Annotated in this window: 17 protein-coding genes; 16 read left to right on the top strand and 1 reads right to left on the bottom strand. The window is 29.5% G+C overall.

Annotation, left to right across the window (positions count from 1 at the left end; all coding sequences use genetic code 11):
• Positions 1–101 precede the first annotated feature (101 nt).
• From ACY2RW_RS02605 to ACY2RW_RS02535, 15 genes are all read left to right on the top strand, one after another.
• The gene (locus ACY2RW_RS02605; RefSeq protein WP_490121137.1) at positions 102–644 is read left to right on the top strand and encodes a hypothetical protein; all 543 of its coding nucleotides are present in this window, start codon (positions 102–104) and stop codon (positions 642–644) included.
• A 43-nt stretch (positions 645–687) separates the two neighbouring features.
• Positions 688–975, top strand: a complete 288-nt coding sequence (locus ACY2RW_RS02600) for a hypothetical protein (protein ID WP_490121136.1) — start codon at positions 688–690, stop codon at positions 973–975.
• A 107-nt stretch (positions 976–1082) separates the two neighbouring features.
• Positions 1083–1589: a ferritin gene (locus ACY2RW_RS02595; protein WP_490121135.1), complete on the top strand. Its 507-nt coding sequence runs from the start codon at positions 1083–1085 to the stop codon at positions 1587–1589.
• Positions 1590–1856: 267 nt separating this feature from the next.
• The gene (locus tag ACY2RW_RS02590; protein ID WP_490121134.1) at positions 1857–3014 is read left to right on the top strand and encodes a homogentisate 1,2-dioxygenase; all 1158 of its coding nucleotides are present in this window, start codon (positions 1857–1859) and stop codon (positions 3012–3014) included.
• Between the two features lie 85 nt (positions 3015–3099).
• On the top strand, positions 3100–3327 hold the full coding sequence (locus ACY2RW_RS02585) for a four helix bundle protein (protein WP_490121235.1): 228 nt from the start codon (positions 3100–3102) through the stop codon (positions 3325–3327).
• 60 nt (positions 3328–3387) lie between these two features.
• The gene (gene hppD / locus ACY2RW_RS02580; RefSeq protein ID WP_490121133.1) at positions 3388–4551 is read left to right on the top strand and encodes a 4-hydroxyphenylpyruvate dioxygenase; all 1164 of its coding nucleotides are present in this window, start codon (positions 3388–3390) and stop codon (positions 4549–4551) included.
• Positions 4552–4671: 120 nt separating this feature from the next.
• Complete coding sequence (locus tag ACY2RW_RS02575) at positions 4672–5589, top strand: tryptophan 2,3-dioxygenase family protein (protein WP_490121132.1); 918 nt, start codon at positions 4672–4674, stop codon at positions 5587–5589.
• 106 nt (positions 5590–5695) lie between these two features.
• Positions 5696–6466 (top strand): DUF3108 domain-containing protein, encoded by a 771-nt coding sequence (locus ACY2RW_RS02570; RefSeq protein WP_490121131.1) that lies wholly within the window; start codon positions 5696–5698, stop codon positions 6464–6466.
• Positions 6467–6566: 100 nt separating this feature from the next.
• Complete coding sequence (locus ACY2RW_RS02565) at positions 6567–7832, top strand: peptidoglycan DD-metalloendopeptidase family protein (protein ID WP_490121130.1); 1266 nt, start codon at positions 6567–6569, stop codon at positions 7830–7832.
• 3 nt (positions 7833–7835) lie between these two features.
• Positions 7836–9404 carry a glucose-6-phosphate isomerase gene (pgi, locus tag ACY2RW_RS02560; protein ID WP_490121129.1) on the top strand — a complete coding sequence of 523 codons (1569 nt, stop codon included), beginning with the start codon at positions 7836–7838 and terminating at the stop codon, positions 9402–9404.
• A gap of 217 nt (positions 9405–9621) precedes the next feature.
• Positions 9622–12198: a TonB-dependent receptor gene (locus tag ACY2RW_RS02555; protein ID WP_490121128.1), complete on the top strand. Its 2577-nt coding sequence runs from the start codon at positions 9622–9624 to the stop codon at positions 12196–12198.
• A gap of 19 nt (positions 12199–12217) precedes the next feature.
• Positions 12218–13333 (top strand): hypothetical protein, encoded by a 1116-nt coding sequence (locus ACY2RW_RS02550; protein ID WP_490121127.1) that lies wholly within the window; start codon positions 12218–12220, stop codon positions 13331–13333.
• 101 nt (positions 13334–13434) lie between these two features.
• The gene (locus ACY2RW_RS02545; RefSeq protein ID WP_490121234.1) at positions 13435–13857 is read left to right on the top strand and encodes a hypothetical protein; all 423 of its coding nucleotides are present in this window, start codon (positions 13435–13437) and stop codon (positions 13855–13857) included.
• 3 nt (positions 13858–13860) lie between these two features.
• A complete protein-coding gene (locus ACY2RW_RS02540; protein WP_490121126.1) occupies positions 13861–14589 on the top strand; it encodes a lysophospholipid acyltransferase family protein in 729 nt (242 codons plus the stop codon).
• A 5-nt stretch (positions 14590–14594) separates the two neighbouring features.
• Positions 14595–15578, top strand: coding sequence for an acyl-ACP desaturase (locus ACY2RW_RS02535; RefSeq protein ID WP_490121125.1), 984 nt, complete (start codon positions 14595–14597; stop codon positions 15576–15578).
• A 367-nt stretch (positions 15579–15945) separates the two neighbouring features.
• Here the strand turns inward: ACY2RW_RS02535 and ACY2RW_RS02530 are convergent, their stop codons facing one another.
• On the bottom strand, positions 15946–16749 hold the full coding sequence (locus ACY2RW_RS02530) for an amidohydrolase (RefSeq protein WP_490121124.1): 804 nt from the start codon (positions 16747–16749) through the stop codon (positions 15946–15948).
• 79 nt (positions 16750–16828) lie between these two features.
• Here ACY2RW_RS02530 and ACY2RW_RS02525 point away from each other — a divergent pair, with 79 nt between their 5' ends.
• Positions 16829–19567, top strand: a complete 2739-nt coding sequence (locus ACY2RW_RS02525; RefSeq protein ID WP_490121123.1) for a PD-(D/E)XK nuclease family protein — start codon at positions 16829–16831, stop codon at positions 19565–19567.
• The last annotated feature ends 69 nt before the right edge of the window (positions 19568–19636 follow it).

Genomic DNA, 19636 nt, shown 5'->3' with positions numbered 1-19636 from the left:
AATACACTGTAACTTATTTTGAATATTAAAACCCTTAAAATTACTAAAGCCTAAAAGGACTTTTTCAAATAATTTTCTTATTTTAGATAAAAATTAGAATTATGATAGGTTTGAATTTAGTTGGTCATTTTTATTTTGATGATAATGTTTTAAATGGATTGGAGTTAATTACTTTTTCATTTATATCACTAATTCTCGTTGCTGCTTTACTTTTTTACTACAGTAGAATTCCAAGTAGTAATTTTGATAAAAATGATATTCAATCCGATAGTAAGAAATCAGTTTTTCCGGAATTATTATTTTATCTCTCATTTATTGTTCCTTGTATAACTCTATTCCTTGATTTTTTCAATTTTGGAAATTTGTTTACTATTTTTGATATAATTATGTTAAGTTCTTTAGCAGCATTGTTATTATATTCAAATATAACTCCACAGATTAAGCAAATTGTTAAAAGACCAAAGTTAGAAACTCCAATCTACGAATCAAAAGACATATTATTACAATCAAACAATTTGAGCGCAAATTTTATTATTCCAGAGAAGACAACATCTACTTTTGTAAAAGTTGTTGTGTTTATCTTAATTGCTATAGTCTTTTTTACTCCTTTTTATGAATTAATAGGAGTTGACTACTTTCTCTAAATATTATTTTTATTTATTCTAAATAAATACTTATTTTTGCAAAGTGAGTATTTTTACAGACATTCAATTTAACGTACAACTTCAAAAAGTTACCTTTTGTAATTATCAATTAACTATAGATGATAAACAAATGCAGTTAACATTTCCGCAATTATTGCAATTGCGAAATAAAATTAACGAATATAGTACTCCAGAAAACTTAGAAAATATCATTCAAAACGAAAATTTTGTACTACTATTTATAGCAGATAGAAAACACCTCGTTTTTTTAGAAATCCCAAAACTTTTAGACTTAAAAGAAGAAATAGAACTCTGTTTCTATAGTTATTAGTAATAGTATCATCAATTTCTAATTTTATTTAGATTAGGTTTAAATTTGTCTATAATTTTAAAGATATACTCATTTTACTGTATCTTTGGTATATAAACAATATGATTATGAAAACAGCAATAAGAAGACAAATGACAATACATCCAGAAGTTATGGATGTTTTAAATCACCAAATCGCATTAGAAATGCATGCATCTGCCTCTTATTTAGCAATGGCATCTTGGTGCGATCAAAGAGAACTACTTAACAGTAAAGCTTTTTTTTACAGACAAGCAGAAGAAGAAAGAGCACATGGAATGAAGATTTTTAACTTTATTAATGATGCTGGAGGTGCTGCAATTTCACCATCAATTCCAGAAGTAAATAATGATTTTGAAGGATTAAGAGAAATTTATGAGAAATCTTTAGACCAAGAAATACATGTAACACAATCTATTTACAAGTGCTTTAAACAAGCAAGAAAAGTAGATGATTTTGCATCTGAAGTTTTTTTACAATGGTTTGTTAATGAGCAAGTAGAAGAAGAAGATACTGTAAGAAGCATTTTAGATGTGTTTGAATTAATGGGAGATATGCCATTAAAAATGATTGATGAAAGATTGCCAACAGAGTAAAACAGATTCAAAAAAAATTAAAACCGAAACTTAAAGTTTCGGTTTTTTTATAATACTAAAAATATATCTTTATAGTTTTTGTATATTTGAATATCAAACGAAATCGATTGAGATGTTTTTAGGCTTACTATCTTATTTAAAATTCTTAATAAAGCGCAATCCAGAATGAGCGTTTAATGTAAATCATAATAGTTTACCAATGTAACAATTGTCTTATATTTAAAGCATTGATACATTAAATCATTAATTAATTTTTACATTAACATTATGCCTTTTTATCATAAATTAGGAGAAATTCCTCCAAAAAGACACACACAATTCCGTAAAAAAGACGGTAGTTTATATTACGAACAATTGTTTGGGACCATTGGTTTTGATGGGATGTCTACAAACTCTTATCACGAACACAGACCAACAATGGTCAAAAAAATAGGGAAACAATACTCTGTAAAACCCAAAATTGCAAAAGCGAATAATATTCAATCATACAGGTTTCTAGGATTTCAAGTTCCTCCAGAAAACGATTATCTAGAAAGTAGAAAAATTGTTTTAACAAATGTTGATTGTAATATTATTTTATCCGCTCCAAAACAATCTACCAAAGATTATTTTTATAAAAATACAGATGCAGACGAAGTAATTTTTATCCATAAAGGAACAGGAAAATTACGCACAATGTTGGGTAATCTCGATTTTAAGTATGGAGATTATTTAGTAATTCCTCGAGGAATTATCTATAAATTAGACTTTGATGACGAAAATAATCGACTGTTTATTGTAGAATCTTATTCGCCAGTTTATACACCAAAACGTTATAGAAACTGGTTTGGTCAATTGTTAGAACACTCGCCTTTTTGTGAGCGAGATTTACGCAGACCAGAAGAATTAGAAACCTATAATGAGTTGGGCGATTTCTTAATCAAAGTAAAAAAACAAGGAGAAATTATAGAAATGGTTTACGCTTCACATCCTTTTGATGTGGTAGGTTATGATGGTTATAATTTTCCTTATGCATTTTCAATTCACGATTTCGAACCCATTACAGGACGTATTCATCAACCACCTCCAGTGCATCAAACTTTCGAGACAAATACCTTTGTAATTTGCAGTTTTGTACCACGTTTGTATGATTATCATCCAAACTCAATTCCTGCACCATACAATCACAGTAATATAGATTCTGATGAGGTTTTGTACTATGTAGATGGCGATTTTATGAGCAGAAACGATATTGAAGCTGGTCATATTTCCTTGCATCCAGCAGGAATACCTCATGGTCCACATCCAGGAGCAACAGAAAGAAGTATAGGAGAAACTGTTACAGAAGAATTGGCAGTAATGGTAGATACCTTTAAACCTTTGCAAGTTACAGAAGAAGCAATGAAAATTGCAGACGAAGATTATTATAAATCGTGGCTTGAGTAGAAGAGAGAAAAGAATAAAGAGTAAAGAATAAAGAGAGTGGAGAAAAGGAAATGGCACAATTATAAGAATTTAAAGATTTGGATTAATCTCTCAAATTAATAGATGTTCTGTTTCTATTCCAAGTAGTATTATAGAAGGTTCATCAAGAACTGATACATCTTTTTCTCAGTTTATCAACTTTGCTTTAGGTTCTTCGTTTGAACTCGAAACACAATTAATAACAGTATATAAAAGAAATTACATTAATAAAGCACAATTAACAAAGATTGAATTAAAGATTCAAGAATTTCAAAAAATGACAATGGGTTTTTAAAATAAGCTCTAAAAGGTCTCTAATCTTGCTTCTTTGTTCTCTTTTCTATAAAATATAAAGATGAGTAAAAAAGATATAAAATCAGTAAACTACGGTTTAGAAAAAATATTTGAAGGAGCACAAGACTTCCTTCCATTGTTAGGTACAGATTATGTAGAATTTTATGTAGGTAATGCAAAACAAGCAGCCCATTTCTACAAAACCGCATTCGGATTTCAGTCGCACGCATATCGTGGATTAGAAACAGGATCAACAGACTCTGTAAGCTATGTCTTAACTCAAGACAAAATTAAGTTAATGCTAACCACACCTTTAAATAGCAAATCACCAATTAACGACCATATTGTAAAACATGGAGATGGAGTAAAAATTGTGGCACTTTGGGTAGAAGATGCAAGACAAGCATATAAAGAAACCACTTCAAGAGGTGCAAAATCGTACATGGAGCCAACTGTAGAAAAAGATGAACATGGAGAAGTAGTAAGAGCAGGAATCTATACCTATGGAGAAACTGTACACATGTTTGTAGAGCGTAAAAATTACAATGGCGCATTTTTGCCAGGTTTTCAAAAATGGGAATCAGATTACAATCCACCTACTTCTGGATTAAAATATATAGATCACATGGTTGGTAATGTAGGTTGGAATCAGATGAATACTTGGGTAAAATTTTATGAAGATGTCATGGGGTTTGTCAACTTTTTATCATTTGATGACAAACAAATTCATACAGAATATTCAGCATTAATGAGTAAAGTAATGTCTAATGGAAATGGACGAATTAAATTTCCAATTAACGAACCAGCAGAAGGTAAAAAACGTTCGCAAATCGAAGAATATTTAGATTTTTATGAAGGTGCAGGAGTACAACACATAGCAGTTGCAACAGATGACATTATTAAAACTGTAACTCAATTAAGATCGAATGGAGTAGAGTTTTTATCAATTCCACCAGAAGAATATTACAGAGCAGTTCCAGGTAGATTAGAAGAACACAGTCACGAATTAAAAGAAGATATCGAAAAGCTAAAAGCTTTAGGAATTATGATAGATGCAGATGAAGAAGGCTATTTATTGCAAATTTTCACAAAACCAGTAGAAGATAGACCTACTTTATTTTTTGAAATCATTCAAAGAATGGGAGCAAGAGGTTTTGGTGCAGGAAACTTTAAAGCACTGTTTGAATCTATAGAAAGAGAACAAGCAAAAAGAGGAACGTTGTAAAAAGTTTGCAGTTTTTTAGTTTGCAGTAAGCAGAAAATAATCATAGACCTCACAGGTTTTTAAAACCTGTGAGGTCTTAATTTTATAAACTATTATATCTTTGTTATTCAATCAACAATAATGGAAAGAGAAGAAATTTTAAAAGCCATAGAAGAAAAATATGATAAATTAGGTGTTCCAGTAGACTCTATGTTAGAAGGTTTGTTGTGGAGTACACCAATTACCTATTGGGATTATATTCAAACAGATGCGCTTTTAGGTCTACAAACCCCAAGAACTACACAACCTGATGAAATGGTGTTTATCATGTATCATCAGGTAAATGAGCTATTGTTTAAAATGATTTTGTGGGAAATAGAACAAGTTGCAAAAGCAAATAAAGTTTCAGCAGATAAATTTTCGATGCATTTAGGCAGAATAAGCAGGTATTTTGATATGTTATGTAGCTCTTTTAATGTGATGTCAGAAGGTATGGAACGTGAGCAGTATCTAAAATTTAGAAATACGCTAACACCAGCAAGTGGTTTTCAATCTGCACAATATCGTAAAATTGAATTTGCATCAACAGAACTCATTAATTTAATCGATGCCAGATTTAGAGATACTATAGATAGAAACTCATCATTTAGAAATGCTTACAATCATTTGTATTGGCAAGCAGCAGGTAAAAACTATACTACTGGACAAAAATCTACCTTGTTAAACTTGTTTGAGAAAAAATATATGGGCGATTTTATAGATTTTATGGAAGATTATAATGATATTAATTTGTCTTTAAAATTCAAGCAACTGCCTAAAGAAGTTCAAGAAAACGAAGATTTAATCAAAGCAATGCGTCATTACGATTATACTGTAAACGTAAAATGGGTTATGGCCCATTACAATGCAGCAGCAAAATATATTGGAGGTGATGACTCAGAACTTAAAGCCACAGGTGGCAGCAATTGGCGTAAATATATGCACCCTAAATATCAACGAAGAATTTTCTACCCTTATTTATGGAGTGAAGAAGAACTGAAAAATTGGGGAACTTTCTAAAAACGCTTAAAAATTTCTTAAAAAAGTTGTACACAAATAGGTTGTAAATCACATTTTTCATTTTTGGAATGGTAATTGTCATTACTTTTTTATAAGTTTGAAAACTATGAAAAAAAATATCTTATTATTTTTAGTATTTATAATCACTTTTTCTGTTTCTAGTCAAAAGAAAGAATCTGCTTTTAAAAGTGGAGAATGGTTGCGTTATAAAATGAGCTATTCTGGTTTTTTAAGAGCTGGAACAGCAGTTTTAGAAGTAAAAGAAACAGATTTAAATGGTAAAAAAGTATTTCACACAAAAGGAACTGGCTGGACATCTGGAATGATAAAATGGTTTTTTAAAGTTGATGATAAATACGAGTCTTTTTTTGATAAAGACAGTATAAAACCTTATTTGTTTAAAAGAAAAATTGACGAAGGAGGTTATAAAAAACATAGAATTACTTCTTTTAATTATAAGTCTAACAAAGCCTATGTTCAAGATTTTACAAAGCAAAAAGATACATCTGTAGCCTTTTATAATGTACAAGATATGTTGTCTTCTTTCTATTATTTAAGAAATCATAATGTAAATAATATGAAAAAAGGAGATGAAATAGCAATCGATATGTTTTTGGATTCTAAAATATATCCTTTTAAATTGCGTTTTTTGGGTAGGGAAACTATCAAAACAAAATTCGGAAAAATAAAAACAATGCTTTTTAGACCTTTAGTACAATCTGGAAGAGTATTTAAAGCACAAGAAAGTGTTACATTATGGATTACAGAAGATGCCAATAAAATTCCTATAAAAATGAAAGCAGATTTATCTGTAGGTTCTTTGAGAGCAGAATTAGAAGAATATAAAGGTTTGGCAAACGAGTTTAAAATAAATTAGAAAAATTTTAACGAAAACGATATTGAAACTTCATCAATTATGATTGATGAAAAATCAATTTTATTTGTACTTTTGGGGAGTTTAATTAAAAGTATACTTCTTGAGAAAAATAGTCTTCTTCTTACTCGCAATCCTATCCGTTTTATCTTGTAAAAAAGAAGAAAAACCACCAATATCTATAAAAAAAGTAATTCCATTACCAGAAATTAGATATGGCTATAATATAGATAATTATGTGGTAATTCAAGACACAATTAAAAGCGGAGAAAGTTTTGGAACAATACTAGATAGGCATCACGTTTTTTATCCAAAGATTAATAAAATAGCAGGTTCTATAAAAGATGTTTTTGATGTTAGAAGAGTTAGAGCTGGCAAACCTTATACAATTTTAGCAAGTAAAGATTCTTTGCAGGAAGCACAAGTTTTTATTTACAAAAACGATAAAATTAAGGCTACAATTGTAGATTTTTCTGACACAATTATCAAAGCTCATACATACTTACAACCTATAAAAACAGTCCAAAAAATTGTAGAAGGTACTATTTATTCAAACTTATCTAATGCTATGGATAGTTTGCATTTGTCGCCAAACTTAACAAATACAGTTGCAGATATTTATGCTTGGACATTAGATTTTTATAAACTTCAAAAAGGAGATTCTTTTAAAATTATTTTTGAAGAAAAATACATTAAAAACAATCTTTTTGCAGGTTATGGAGAAGTAAAAGCTGCTGTTTTTAAACATCGAGGAGAAGATTTTTATGCCTACAGGTTTTTAGCAGATTCTATAAAAGGAATTACAGAATATTATGATAGCGAAGGAAATATGCTGAGAAGTCAGTTTTTAAAATCACCCATAAAATTTCAATACAGAATATCTTCTAGGTATAATTTAAAAAGAAGAATTGCTTATTATGGAAATCGAGTTAGACCACACAGAGGTACAGATTTTGCTGCCAATATTGGTACTCCAATTTTAGCCACTGCAAGCGGAACTGTTGTAGAGTCTACAAGAAGAGGTGGTAATGGTAAATTTGTAAAAATAAAGCACAACAGTACATATTCTACCCAATATTTGCACATGAAAACGCGAAAAGTTAAAAAAGGGCAATATGTTAAACAGGGGCAAGTTATTGGTTTGGTTGGAATGACTGGAAATACAGGAGGCCCTCATGTTTGTTATCGTTTTTGGAAAAACGGTAAAGAAGTAGACCCTTTTAAACAAAAGTTACCAGCTGCAGAACCTCTTAAAAAAAGTTTAAAACCTAGATATTTAGAGTTCATAAAACCTTTAAAATATCAATTAGATCACAATCAGCTTGCTGTTCCAGAACCACAAGTAATAGAAACTATAGCAAAAAAATAAAAAATGGCTTTAAAAAATACCAATCCAACAAAAACAAAAGCTTGGGCATCATTAAAAAATCATTTTAATGAAATAAAAGATGTCAATATCAAAAATTTAGACAAAGAAGAGAATAGAAAAGAAGATTTTTCTATAAAATTTAAAGATTTGTCTGTCGATTTTTCTAAAAATAGAATTACAAAAGAAACTATAAAATTGTTGGTAGACCTTGCAGAAGAGGTAGATTTAAAAGATGCTATTGAAAAACAATTTTCAGGAGAAATTATAAATGTAACAGAAAACAGAGCAGTTTTACACACAGCTTTAAGAAGCTCTTCAGACGAACCTGTTTTAATTGACGGAAAAGATATTAAACCCAAAATACAATCTGCTTTAAGAAAAATTAAAAGTTTTTCTAACAAAGTTATTTCTGGAAAATGGAAAGGCTATACAGGTAAATCAATTACAGATGTTGTAAATATTGGTATTGGTGGGTCAGATTTAGGGCCAGATATGGTTGTAGAATCTTTACAATATTATAAAAATCAATTAACTACTCATTTTGTTTCTAATGTAGATGGAGATCATGTTTCTGAAGTTATAAAAAATTTAAATCCAGAAACTACTTTATTTGTAATTGTATCAAAAACATTTACTACTCAAGAAACCATTTCAAATGCAGAAACCATTAAAAATTGGTTTTTAAAATATGCAACCATTTTTGATATTCCAAAACATTTTGTTGCAGTTTCTACAAATTTAGAAGCAGTAGATAACTTTGGGATAGATAAAACAAACGTTTTTCCAATGTGGAACTGGGTTGGAGGTAGATTTTCGCTTTGGTCTGCAGTAGGATTATCAATTTCCTTATCAGTTGGTTTTGATCATTACAAAGCACTATTAGAAGGGGCAGAAGAAATGGATTTACATTATAGAAATACAGATTTCGATAAGAATATTCCAGTAATCTTAGCCTTATTAAGTATTTGGTATAATAACTTTTATGGTGCAGAAACAGAAGCAGTTTTACCTTATACGCAATATTTAAAAAAGCTTCCAGATTATTTACAACAAGCCATTATGGAAAGTAATGGAAAAGGCGTAGATAGAAATGGAGATAAAATAGACTACCAAACAGGAACAATTGTTTGGGGAAGTACAGGTACCAATATGCAACATGCATTTATGCAATTGGTACATCAAGGAACCAAACTAATTCCCTGTGATTTTATAGGTTATAAAGAATCTTTATATGGTTTAACAGATCATCATAAAAAATTAATGGCAAATTATTATGGACAAATGGAAGCTTTAGCTTTTGGTAAAACCAAAGAAGAAGTTCATTTAGAATTAAAGTTTTTTGGTGATGAAGATAAAATTGCTACATTATTACCATTTAAAATTTTTGAAGGAAACAGACCTAGTAATGCTATTCTTTTTGATAAATTAACACCACACTCTTTAGGAAAATTAATCACGCTTTACGAGCATAAAATTTATACACAAGGAATTTTATGGAATATTTACAGTTATGACCAATTTGGTGTAGAATTAGGTAAAGAACTTGCTAAGAAGTTATTGAATAAACAGTAGGTAAGTGTTTGTCTAATAAAAAAAATATTTTTTTAACTTTTCTATAGCTTTTTGTTAATAAGTTGGTTAATATGTAATCCATTTATTATCAATACTTAACTCTTTTTATGTTTAGTTTCGTTATCATAATTTTTTGTTAAACCTTAACATTAAATTAACATTAAAAACCTGTAAAAGCAACAATTTTGCAGAACATTTAATAACATAAAATTAAAAAATGAAAAATTTTAAAAACTTATTATTTGTAGCCTTGTTTTTTGTAACAGCTACAGTTTTAGGACAAACTAAAATTACTGGTAAAGTGGTGGATGAAACAAACCAGCCTCTTCCAGGAGCAAGTATTGTAGTAAAAGGTACTGATAATGGTACTTCTACTGATTTTGATGGAAATTTTGTACTAAACTCTAAAACAAGTTCTGGTCTTGTGGTAGTATCTTTTATAGGATACAAAAGTGTTGAAGTATCTTTTTCTCCGTCAAAAAATAATTTAAAAACTATCAAATTAACTGAGGACGCAGGTTCTTTGGATGAAATTGTTGTTACAGCAACTTCTTTTGCCATTGATAGAAAAACTCCTGTTGCAGTTTCTACAATTAAAGCAGCAGATATTGAAAGAAAATTAGGGTCTCAAGAATTTCCAGAAGTTTTAAAATCTACACCAGGAGTTTACGCCACAAAATCTGGAGGTGGTTTTGGAGATGGGCGTATTAACTTACGTGGATTTAATTCTGAAAACGTTGCTGTTATGATTAACGGAGTTCCTGTTAATGATATGGAAAATGGTAGAGTATTTTGGTCTAATTGGGCAGGTTTGGCAGATGTTACTTCTGCAATGCAAGTTCAAAGAGGTTTAGGAGCAGCTAAAGTTGCTGTGCCTTCTATAGGTGGTACTATTAATATTTTATCTAAAACATCTGATGTTGAAAAAGGAGGAAATATAATTGCTTCTACTGGTAATGATGGATTTCAAAAATATGGATTTACACTTTCTACAGGTTTAATGGATAATGGTTTTGCTGCTACTGTTTCTTTTGCAAAAACTTCTGGAGAAGGTTATGTAGATGGAACTCAGTTTAATGGTTATAATTACTTTGTTAACTTTTCTAAAGAATTAAACGAAAACCATAAGTTATCTTTTACTACTTTTGGAGCACCACAAAGACATGGTCAAAGACAAAACAGAAGTACAATTGCAACTTATAGAAACGCTGAATCTGGTATCAGATTTAACCCAGATTGGGGATACAAAAATGGTCAAGTTGTAAATATAGAAGACAATTTCTATCATAAATCTCAAACTTCTTTAAATCATTATTGGACAATTAGTGATGTCACTACATTATCTACTGCTGCTTACGTTTCTTACGGAACAGGTGGTGGTGGTGGAACTGCTGGTTCTAATAGAAGTTTATTCAATGAAAGAATTGGTGGTTTTGATCAACCAGTAGATATTGATAATATTGTAGGGATAAATAAAGCTAATGGAGCATTAGGGTCTGAAGCAATTTTAAGAGCTTCAAGAAATGATCATGAATGGTATGGTGTTTTATCTACATTAAAAACTGAATTAACTGAAGAAATTAGTTTAATTGGAGGTTTAGACTGGAGAACTTATACAGGAAAGCACTTTAGAGAAGTAACAGATTTGTTAGGAGGAGATTTTTTCCTAGACGTTGATAGCAGTGGAAATCCAAATAATGTTAATAATCCAAATGCTCCATTAAGAGTTGGTGATAAGATGGCATATAATAATGATGGAAAAGTTGGATGGTTAGGGTTTTTCGGACAGATTGAATATGCTGCAGAAAATTTTGATGCTTTTTTATCAACATCTTTCCAGAGAAGTTCTTATCAGAGAATTGATTATTTCCAATATGATTTAAATACTCAAGCTGGTAGAGATTTATCTATTACTGATAAAGTGAAATTAAATGGTTATAGTATCAAAGGAGGTGCAAACTATAGAATAGATGATGTGCAAAATGTATTTGCCAATATTGGATATTTTGAAAGGCCAGCAAACTTTGATGCAGTTTTTCAGAACTTTAATAATACAGATGTAAATCCTAATGCAGAAAATGAAAAGATTTTTAGTTTAGAATTAGGATATGGTATTAGAGGAGAAAAATTTGCTGCTAATGTAAATTTGTATAGAACAGAATGGAATGATAGAACTTTTACAAGACGTATTTCTGCAGATCCTAATATTCCTGGATCAGAAGATTTTACTGCAAACTTATTAGGAGTTAATGCATTACATAAAGGTGTTGAATTTGATTTTACATACAAACCAACAGATAACTTAAATTTTACAGGAATGTTGTCTTTAGGGAATTGGAAATGGAATAACGATTTAGAAAACGTTGGTATTTTTGATGAGAATCAAAATCAAGTTTCAACAGTATATTTACCAATTAAAGGACTAAGAGTATCTGATGCAGCACAAACAACAGCAGCTCTTGGAATGCTATATAAATTTTGGGATAAAACATCTATTACAGTAGATTATAATTATTTTGCAGATTTATATGCTCAAATAGATGTGTTAGATTACGCAACTACATCTGCACCAACTACTAGACCAGGAAATTCTTGGAAAGCACCAAATTATAGTACTTTTGATGCTAGTTTGCGCCACGGATTTAAATTTGGTAGTTTTGATACTACTGTTACAGTTCGAGTAAACAATATTTTTGATACTGAATATGTAGCTGATGCTTTAGATGCTGCTGATCCACTTGTTTGGTTTGGTTTCGGAAGAACTTATAACTTAGGTGTTAAGATATTATTCTAAAATATAAAATTAAAAAACAATGAAAAAATTATTTTATTCTCTTACAATTCTTGCATTGACTTTTGCATCATGCAACCCAATGGAAGACATTTATAAAGAAATTGATGCTAAAGAAACCACTATTTCTGGTGAAGCAAAAATTACACTAACAGATGAAGACTATGAAGCTTTAAATTTAAACTTTGGGAACTTTAGTTCTTTAGATGATGCTAAAACAATGTTACCAGACTTTTTATCTAAAAAATATCCAGTTTGGGGAAAAGAATCTTTAGTTGAGGTAACATTTAAATTATTCAACAAAAAAAATGATGAGAAAAGTTTAAAAGTTTATGAAGTATCAGATTTAGATTATACTGCTCAAGGAGGAAATGTTGCTAGATTTGGAAATTTTTCTAGCTATGATCACATTGTTTCATTTTTAAATACAAAATACCCTAATGCAGCAAACAGACTTTTAGTTTCTTTAACTTATAAATATTATAATGGTGCTGCAACTGTAGAATTAAATAATGGTTTTATAAATAATGGAGGTACTTGGGAAATGTCTATTGGTATTACACCAGAAGAGTATGCATCTATGGGAGAGCCAAGAGCTCAATTCTCTTTTGAAGAAGAAGCTTTCGAGAAAATACCAGTTTTTTTAAATGATAGATTTAAGTTTGAAAATAAAAAAGCAGGAGATATAGAAGGTATTATGTATAAATTGTTTGTTACAGACACACAAGATATAGATGAGGATGGTAGAGTAGATGATAGAGCATTATATAGTTACGTAGCTTTCTTTATATACGATGGTAAAAATTGGTCTAAATATGAAAACATTATTAATGAAACAATCAAGTTTGGACATGATGGAACTAAATGGATTCCAGATAATACAATTAAGTATACATTAACAAATGCAGACTATGCTTTAGTAGGTAATGATCGATATAATAATTTTGATGTAAGAGCAGGTAGAGATGAAGAAACAGAAAAAGCTCGTTTAGCAAAAATTAACACAATTTTATTGAACAATTTTCCAAATGACGCAGAAGGTCAAAAATATTTAGTTTCTTATAACATTTATAATGGAGCTAATGGTGTTTGGACACTTGCTGTTATAAAAACAGGAGGCGAATACGTAAAACAATAATTTGTCAATTTTAAGAATTATTCAAAAACCACCTCAACTGAGGTGGTTTTTTTGTTTTAAAAATCACTAACTTTGTTGTTATCCAAACACATTTAATTATGATGAAACAAATACATTCTTATTGGGCATACCTTGTTTTAGCAATTTTAATTTTTACAGTTGTAAATGCTATAATTGGGTTAACACAAAAAAAGCAGTTTAAAGAAAAAGATTTACGTGTAGGACTCTTTACGTTAATAGTATCTCACATCCAATTACTAATAGGTTTAGGGTGGTATTTTATGTCTCCTTGGTACAAAGCATTAAAAATGGGAGCTGGAGATGTTATGAAAGATAAGACTGCTAGATTATTAGCAGTAGAGCACCCTATAATTATGATATTAGCAATAGTATTAATTACAATAGGATGGTCTAAGCATAAAAAGAAGATAGAAGATGCTGCAAAATTTAAAAGTTTTGTTGTCTTTTATGGACTTGCACTGGTATTAATTCTTTCAAGAATTCCTTGGAGTAACTGGTTTTAAAAGATGAAAATACTAAGCTACATAGTATCACCAATCTTTGTATTGGTGTTTTTTTTATTTCTAGTCATTTTTCATCCATTACAATGGTTAAGTTTAAACTTATTTGGACATAAAGCACATGCAAAAGTAGTAGCTATTTTAAATTTTTTTTTAGTAAAATCAATGTTGATTATTGGTGTCCCTGTAAGATTAATCAACAAATATAAAATACCAGAAAACACATCTGTTGTATTTGTTTCTAACCATCAATCTACTTTTGATATACCTCCCATAGGTTGGTTTTTTAGAAAGCAACACCCAAAATTTGTAGCCAAAATAGAATTAGGCAAAGGCATTCCAAGTGTGTCTTTTAACTTAAGAAATGGAGGTGCTGCACTCATCAACAGAAAAGATCCAAAACAGGCGATAAGTGAGTTAGTAAAATTTTCTAAAAGAATAAATAAAAACAAATGGGGTGCAATTATTTTTCCAGAAGGCACAAGAAGTAGAAACGGAACACCAAAAAGATTTGCTTCAAACGGATTAAAAGTAATTGCAAAATATAATAAAGATGGTTATGTTGTACCTTTAACCATTAACAACTCTTGGAAAGTATTTAAGTACGGAAAATTTCCTTTAGGCTTAGGTAGCTCTATTACTATAACTACTCATAAGCCTATAAAAATAGATTCATTACCTTTTGATGAGTTATTAGCACAAACAGAAAGTGTTATAAAAGAACATATAAAATAAAGAAAATGTCTACAATTAAAAATATTAGAAAAGAAGTAATGTTACAGCTAGAAAAAAGCATGGAAACTTTTATGGAAAGGTATTTGATTCCTGCTGAAAAAATCTGGCAACCAACAGATTTCTTACCAAATTCGCAGAAAGATTCTTTTATTTCTGAGATAGAAGAAATTAGAGAAATCTCTAAAGAATTGCATGACGATTTTTGGGTTGTTCTTGTTGGAGACACAATCACAGAAGAAGCTTTACCAACTTACGAGTCTTGGTTGTTAGACTTAGATGGCGTTTCTCAAGACCCAGATAATAGCTGGGCAAAATGGGTAAGAACTTGGACAGCAGAAGAAAACAGACATGGAGATACTTTAAACAAGTATTTGTATTTATCTGGACGTGTAAACATGCGCGAAGTAGAAATTTCTACACAACATTTAATTGCAGATGGTTTTGATATTGGTACTTCTACAGACCCTTATAAAAACTTTGTATATACCACATTTCAAGAATTGGCAACTTACGTTTCTCATAATAATGTAGCTAAAATTGCTCGTAAAAAAGGTCATAAAGCGTTGGCAAAAATGTCTAAAATTATTGCTGGAGATGAAATGCGTCATCACCAAGCGTATGCACATTTTGTAAAAGAAATTTTTAAAATAGACCCAAGTGAAATGATGTTGGCTTTCCAACACATGATGAAATACAAAATTGTAATGCCAGCTATGCATTTACGTGAATCTTTTGGAGCAAAAGGTAGTTTGTTTGATGATTTCTCTGCAGTTGCACAAAGAGTTGGTGTGTATACAGGTTTTGACTATGTAGATATTTTAAAGAAATTAAATAACATGTGGGAAATAGATAAAATTACAAATCTTACTCCAGAAGCAGAAAAAGCAAGAGATTTTTTAATGAAATTACCAGAAAGAATGTACAGAATTACAGAAAGAATTGTAATTCCAGATACCAAGTTTAATTTTAAATGGATGGTGCCAGCATAGCTTTACTAGGAGCTATTTCCAGCTTTCACTACTCGCTTTTTTTATGCTGAATTTATTTCAGCATCTCACTTATTTAATAACATGTTTCATTATTACAAAAGATACTAAATCGAGTTCAGTATAAAAAAGAGCTCAAACAGGTCGTTCAATCTGGGCTAAACTTGTTTGTAAACCAATAGAATATATAAATTTTTTTATATTTTTAAATACACAGACCTCACATATTTCCAAAACCTGTGAGGTCTTTTTTTGTTCTAGAATATCAAAATCCCAAAAGGATTTCAAACCCTTTTGGGATTCATTAACATTAAGTTTTTAAGATATAACTCTACGTTATCTGCACTCCTATGTGGTAATTTTTTAAAGTTTAAATTTCGAAAGAAAAAGAATCTCTATCATTTAAAAAACCTAACTTATTCCTCATAGTTTCCTGCTTATCTTTATAAATAGTTGCAGAAATAGTACCGATTTCATTTTCAGCTAAAGAAGACAATTCCTCACCCAAAAAATCTAAGATTAGAGAATTACCAGAATATTCATAATTATTAGCATCTTTTCCAGTTCTATTTACGCCAATAACATAACTCATATTTTCGATTGCGCGCGCTTTTAAAAGCGTGTCCCAAGCTTTAATTCTAGCAACTGGCCAATTTGCCATAAACAATAATAAATCGTAATTTTCTGTATTTCTTGCCCAAACAGGAAAACGCAAATCATAACAAATTAACGGACATATTTTCCATCCTTTATAGTCCACAATCAATTTATTATTGCCAGAAGTATACACTTTATCTTCTCCAGCCAAAGTAAAAGAATGCCTTTTGTCATAAGATTCAATTTTACCTGAAGGATGTACAAAAACCAAACGATTGTAATATTTAATGTCATCTTGAGTATAATCGAAAAATCTTTTAATTACCAAACTTCCAACAATTGCAACATCGTTTTTTTGAGCCATTTTTTTCATCCAAGAAACAGCATCTCCATCCATTTTTTCAGCAACTTTTTCAGGCTGCATTGTAAAACCAGTAGTAAACATTTCTGGTAGCACAATTAGATGGATATCCTTTGGAAGAGTATTGATTTTTTTTTCAAAAAAAGCAAGATTTTTAGCAGGGTTTTCCCAAACTAAATCCGCTTGAATACCAACAACATTTAATTCATTTTGCATCAAAAAATAATTTAAGGATTAAAGATATATAAAAGTAAGTTTTTGTAATTTAGAAATCGAAACTGAATCCAAAAAATTGATGCAATCTTTTATTTCTGATACTTTAGATGATATTTTAAAAACAACAACTTCTTTTGAAAATGTGGTTTTTGTTTTGCCTTCGCAAAGAGCAAAAATATTTCTAAAACAAACACTTAAAGATAAAATTACTATTGGTTTTTTACCAGAAATTTTAAATGTAGAGCAGTTTATCAGCCAAGTTTCAGAAATAGAAAAAGTAGATAGTATTCAATTATTATTTCACTTTTATACTATTTATAAAGGTTTAGAAAAAGAACCAGTTTCTTTTGATGTTTTTGCTTCTTGGGCATTTACAGTATTGCAAGATTTTAATGAAATAGACCAACATTTAGTAGATACAAAAGATATTTTTATCTATTTAAGAGATATTCAACGTTTAAAAAAATGGTCCGTAAAAGGGGAGTTTCAAGAAACAGAATTAATGAAAGATCATTATTCGTTTTTAGAAAAATTAAATACCTATTACAATGCTTTTTACAGTTTTTTAAAAGAAAAAAACATTGGTTATCAAGGTTTTATTTATAGAGAGTCTTGTGAGAAAATCGATATTTTTTTAAAAAAGAATGCCAACAAAAAGTTCTTTTTTATCGGTTTTAATGCACTAAATAAAGCTGAAGAGTTTCTGTTTCAGAAAGTTTTAGAAACTGGGAAGTCAGAAATTTTTTGGGACATAGATTCTGTTTTTTTTAATGGAAACCATCAAGCAGGAAAATTCATCAGAAAGTATAAAGCAGAATGGAAATATTATGAAAAAAATCAACTAAAAATACTTGGAAATACGTTTTCTAAACCAAAAAATATAGAAGTTATTGGTGCTTCTAAAAACACAACTCAAATAAAATATGCAGGAGAAATCTTAGAGAAATTTACAAGTTTTAGCAATACAGCTTTGGTAATGGCAGATGAAACCTTGTTGCCAATTACATTAAATTCGTTGCCCAAAAACATCAATGCAATTAATATTACAATGGGATATCCTTTAAAAGATATTCCAACAACTAATTTATTGTTTTCCATATTTCAGTTGTTTATTTCTCAGGATAAATTACAAAAATCTACTGATAATGAATTTTATCATAAAGATGTTATTCGATTTCTAAAACACCAATCTATTTATAAATTAATTCCAGAAATAGATGCTTTTTCTGATGAGGTTGCCAAACAGAATCAGACGTTTATAAATCAAAATCACATTCAGAAATTAGTTAAAAACTCAAGTGCAGAAATCAAAAAAAACATCATATCAATTTTTAACAATTATGTTTCTATTGATGATTTTATTGACAGGATTCTAAATTTAATCAATCTTTTAAAAGAAGATGTTACAGATTTAGAGAAAGAATATTTATTCCGTTTTTATACCATTTTTACACAGTTAAAAACGTTGCATAAAGAGTTTAGATATTTTCCAGATTTAAAAACCTTGTCACTTTTTTTTAGACAATTAATTGCTTCAGAAAGTTTGTCTTTTCAAGGAGAACCATTAAGAGGTTTGCAATTAATGGGAATGTTAGAAACGCGTGTTTTAGATTTTGAAAATATCATTCTAGTCTCTACAAACGAAGGAATTTTACCTGCAAGTAGCCAACAAAATTCTTTTATTCCTTTTGATGTAAAATTGGCTTTTGGTTTGCCAACCTACAGAGAAAAAGATGTAATTTTTTCGTATCACTTTTTTAGGTTAATGCAGAGAGCCAAAAACGTTTTTATCATTTACAATACAGAACACGATGTTTTTGGAAGTGGAGAAAAAAGCAGGTTTGTAACCCAATTAGAAATGATGAGAACAGACATTGTTCAGAAAATTATTTCTCCAAAAGTAGTAACTCAAAACGTAGAGTTAAAAGAAATTAAAAAGAACGAATCTGTTTTAGAAAGTTTAAAAACCTTAGCTGAAAAAGGAATTTCGCCATCTGCGTTAACCAATTATTTACACAATCCAATTTCTTTTTACAAACAGAAAGTTTTAAAATTAAAAGAGTTTGAAGATGTTGAAGAAACTGTGGCTTATAAAACTTTAGGAACTGTTGTACACAATACTTTAGATAAATTGTACCAATCTTTTATAGGTCAATTTTTAACGGTTGATGATATAGATAGTATGAAAATAAAGGCTAAAGAATTGGTGGTAAAGTATTTTAAAGACGAATTTAAAAATGGGGATATTTCTACAGGAAGAAACCGTTTAATTTTTGAAGTTGCTAACAGATTTGTCGATAATTTTTTAGCCAAAGAAAAAGAGTTGTTAAAAGACACTAAAAATCAACTTAAAATAATTGCTACAGAAGAAAACTTAGCTACAGAAATTAAAATTGATGGAATAGATTTTCCCATAAAATTACATGGCCAAGTAGATAGAGTTGATGAATTGAATGGGGTTTTAAGAATTATCGATTACAAAACAGGAATTGTTACCAATGGTAATTTAAGAGTTCCTGAATTTGAAAACCTGAGAGACGAAAAACATCTAAAAGCGATTCAGGTTTTATTATATGCTTATGTATATACAAAAACAAAAAAATACGATTTTACAAAACCTTTAGAAGCCGGAATTTATTCTTTTAAAAACCTAAATAGTGGTTTTTTACCTATCAATTTTTCATCAAATTACAGGAATCCAGAAACAAATATCACTTCAGAAAAATTGGAAGAATTTATAGAGGAAATAAAAATCTACATCAAAGAAATTTTCAACCTAGAAACCGATTTTATAGAACCTGCAGATTTAAAGTATTAGTTTTTTATTTTTAACCTATGAATAATAGTTATGACCAAATTAAAATACAATATTCTGAAACGGATAATG

This window comes from Polaribacter sp. 2305UL8-11 (genome assembly GCF_058147165.1).
The sequence above is the reverse complement of the archived record's forward strand: the minus strand, read 5'-3'. Positions and strand labels throughout refer to the sequence as shown.

Coding starts and splice junctions, on each gene's coding strand:
- ACY2RW_RS02575 (WP_490121132.1), top strand. CDS start 4,672: ATGGAAAGAGAAGAAATTTTAAAAGCCATAGAAGAAAAATATGATAAA.
- ACY2RW_RS02535 (WP_490121125.1), top strand. CDS start 14,595: ATGTCTACAATTAAAAATATTAGAAAAGAAGTAATGTTACAGCTAGAA.
- ACY2RW_RS02530 (WP_490121124.1), bottom strand. CDS start 16,749: ATGCAAAATGAATTAAATGTTGTTGGTATTCAAGCGGATTTAGTTTGG.
- ACY2RW_RS02525 (WP_490121123.1), top strand. CDS start 16,829: ATGCAATCTTTTATTTCTGATACTTTAGATGATATTTTAAAAACAACA.
- ACY2RW_RS02570 (WP_490121131.1), top strand. CDS start 5,696: ATGAAAAAAAATATCTTATTATTTTTAGTATTTATAATCACTTTTTCT.
- ACY2RW_RS02545 (WP_490121234.1), top strand. CDS start 13,435: ATGAAACAAATACATTCTTATTGGGCATACCTTGTTTTAGCAATTTTA.
- ACY2RW_RS02590 (WP_490121134.1), top strand. CDS start 1,857: ATGCCTTTTTATCATAAATTAGGAGAAATTCCTCCAAAAAGACACACA.
- hppD (WP_490121133.1), top strand. CDS start 3,388: ATGAGTAAAAAAGATATAAAATCAGTAAACTACGGTTTAGAAAAAATA.
- ACY2RW_RS02540 (WP_490121126.1), top strand. CDS start 13,861: ATGAAAATACTAAGCTACATAGTATCACCAATCTTTGTATTGGTGTTT.
- ACY2RW_RS02595 (WP_490121135.1), top strand. CDS start 1,083: ATGAAAACAGCAATAAGAAGACAAATGACAATACATCCAGAAGTTATG.
- ACY2RW_RS02555 (WP_490121128.1), top strand. CDS start 9,622: ATGAAAAATTTTAAAAACTTATTATTTGTAGCCTTGTTTTTTGTAACA.
- ACY2RW_RS02605 (WP_490121137.1), top strand. CDS start 102: ATGATAGGTTTGAATTTAGTTGGTCATTTTTATTTTGATGATAATGTT.
- pgi (WP_490121129.1), top strand. CDS start 7,836: ATGGCTTTAAAAAATACCAATCCAACAAAAACAAAAGCTTGGGCATCA.
- ACY2RW_RS02550 (WP_490121127.1), top strand. CDS start 12,218: ATGAAAAAATTATTTTATTCTCTTACAATTCTTGCATTGACTTTTGCA.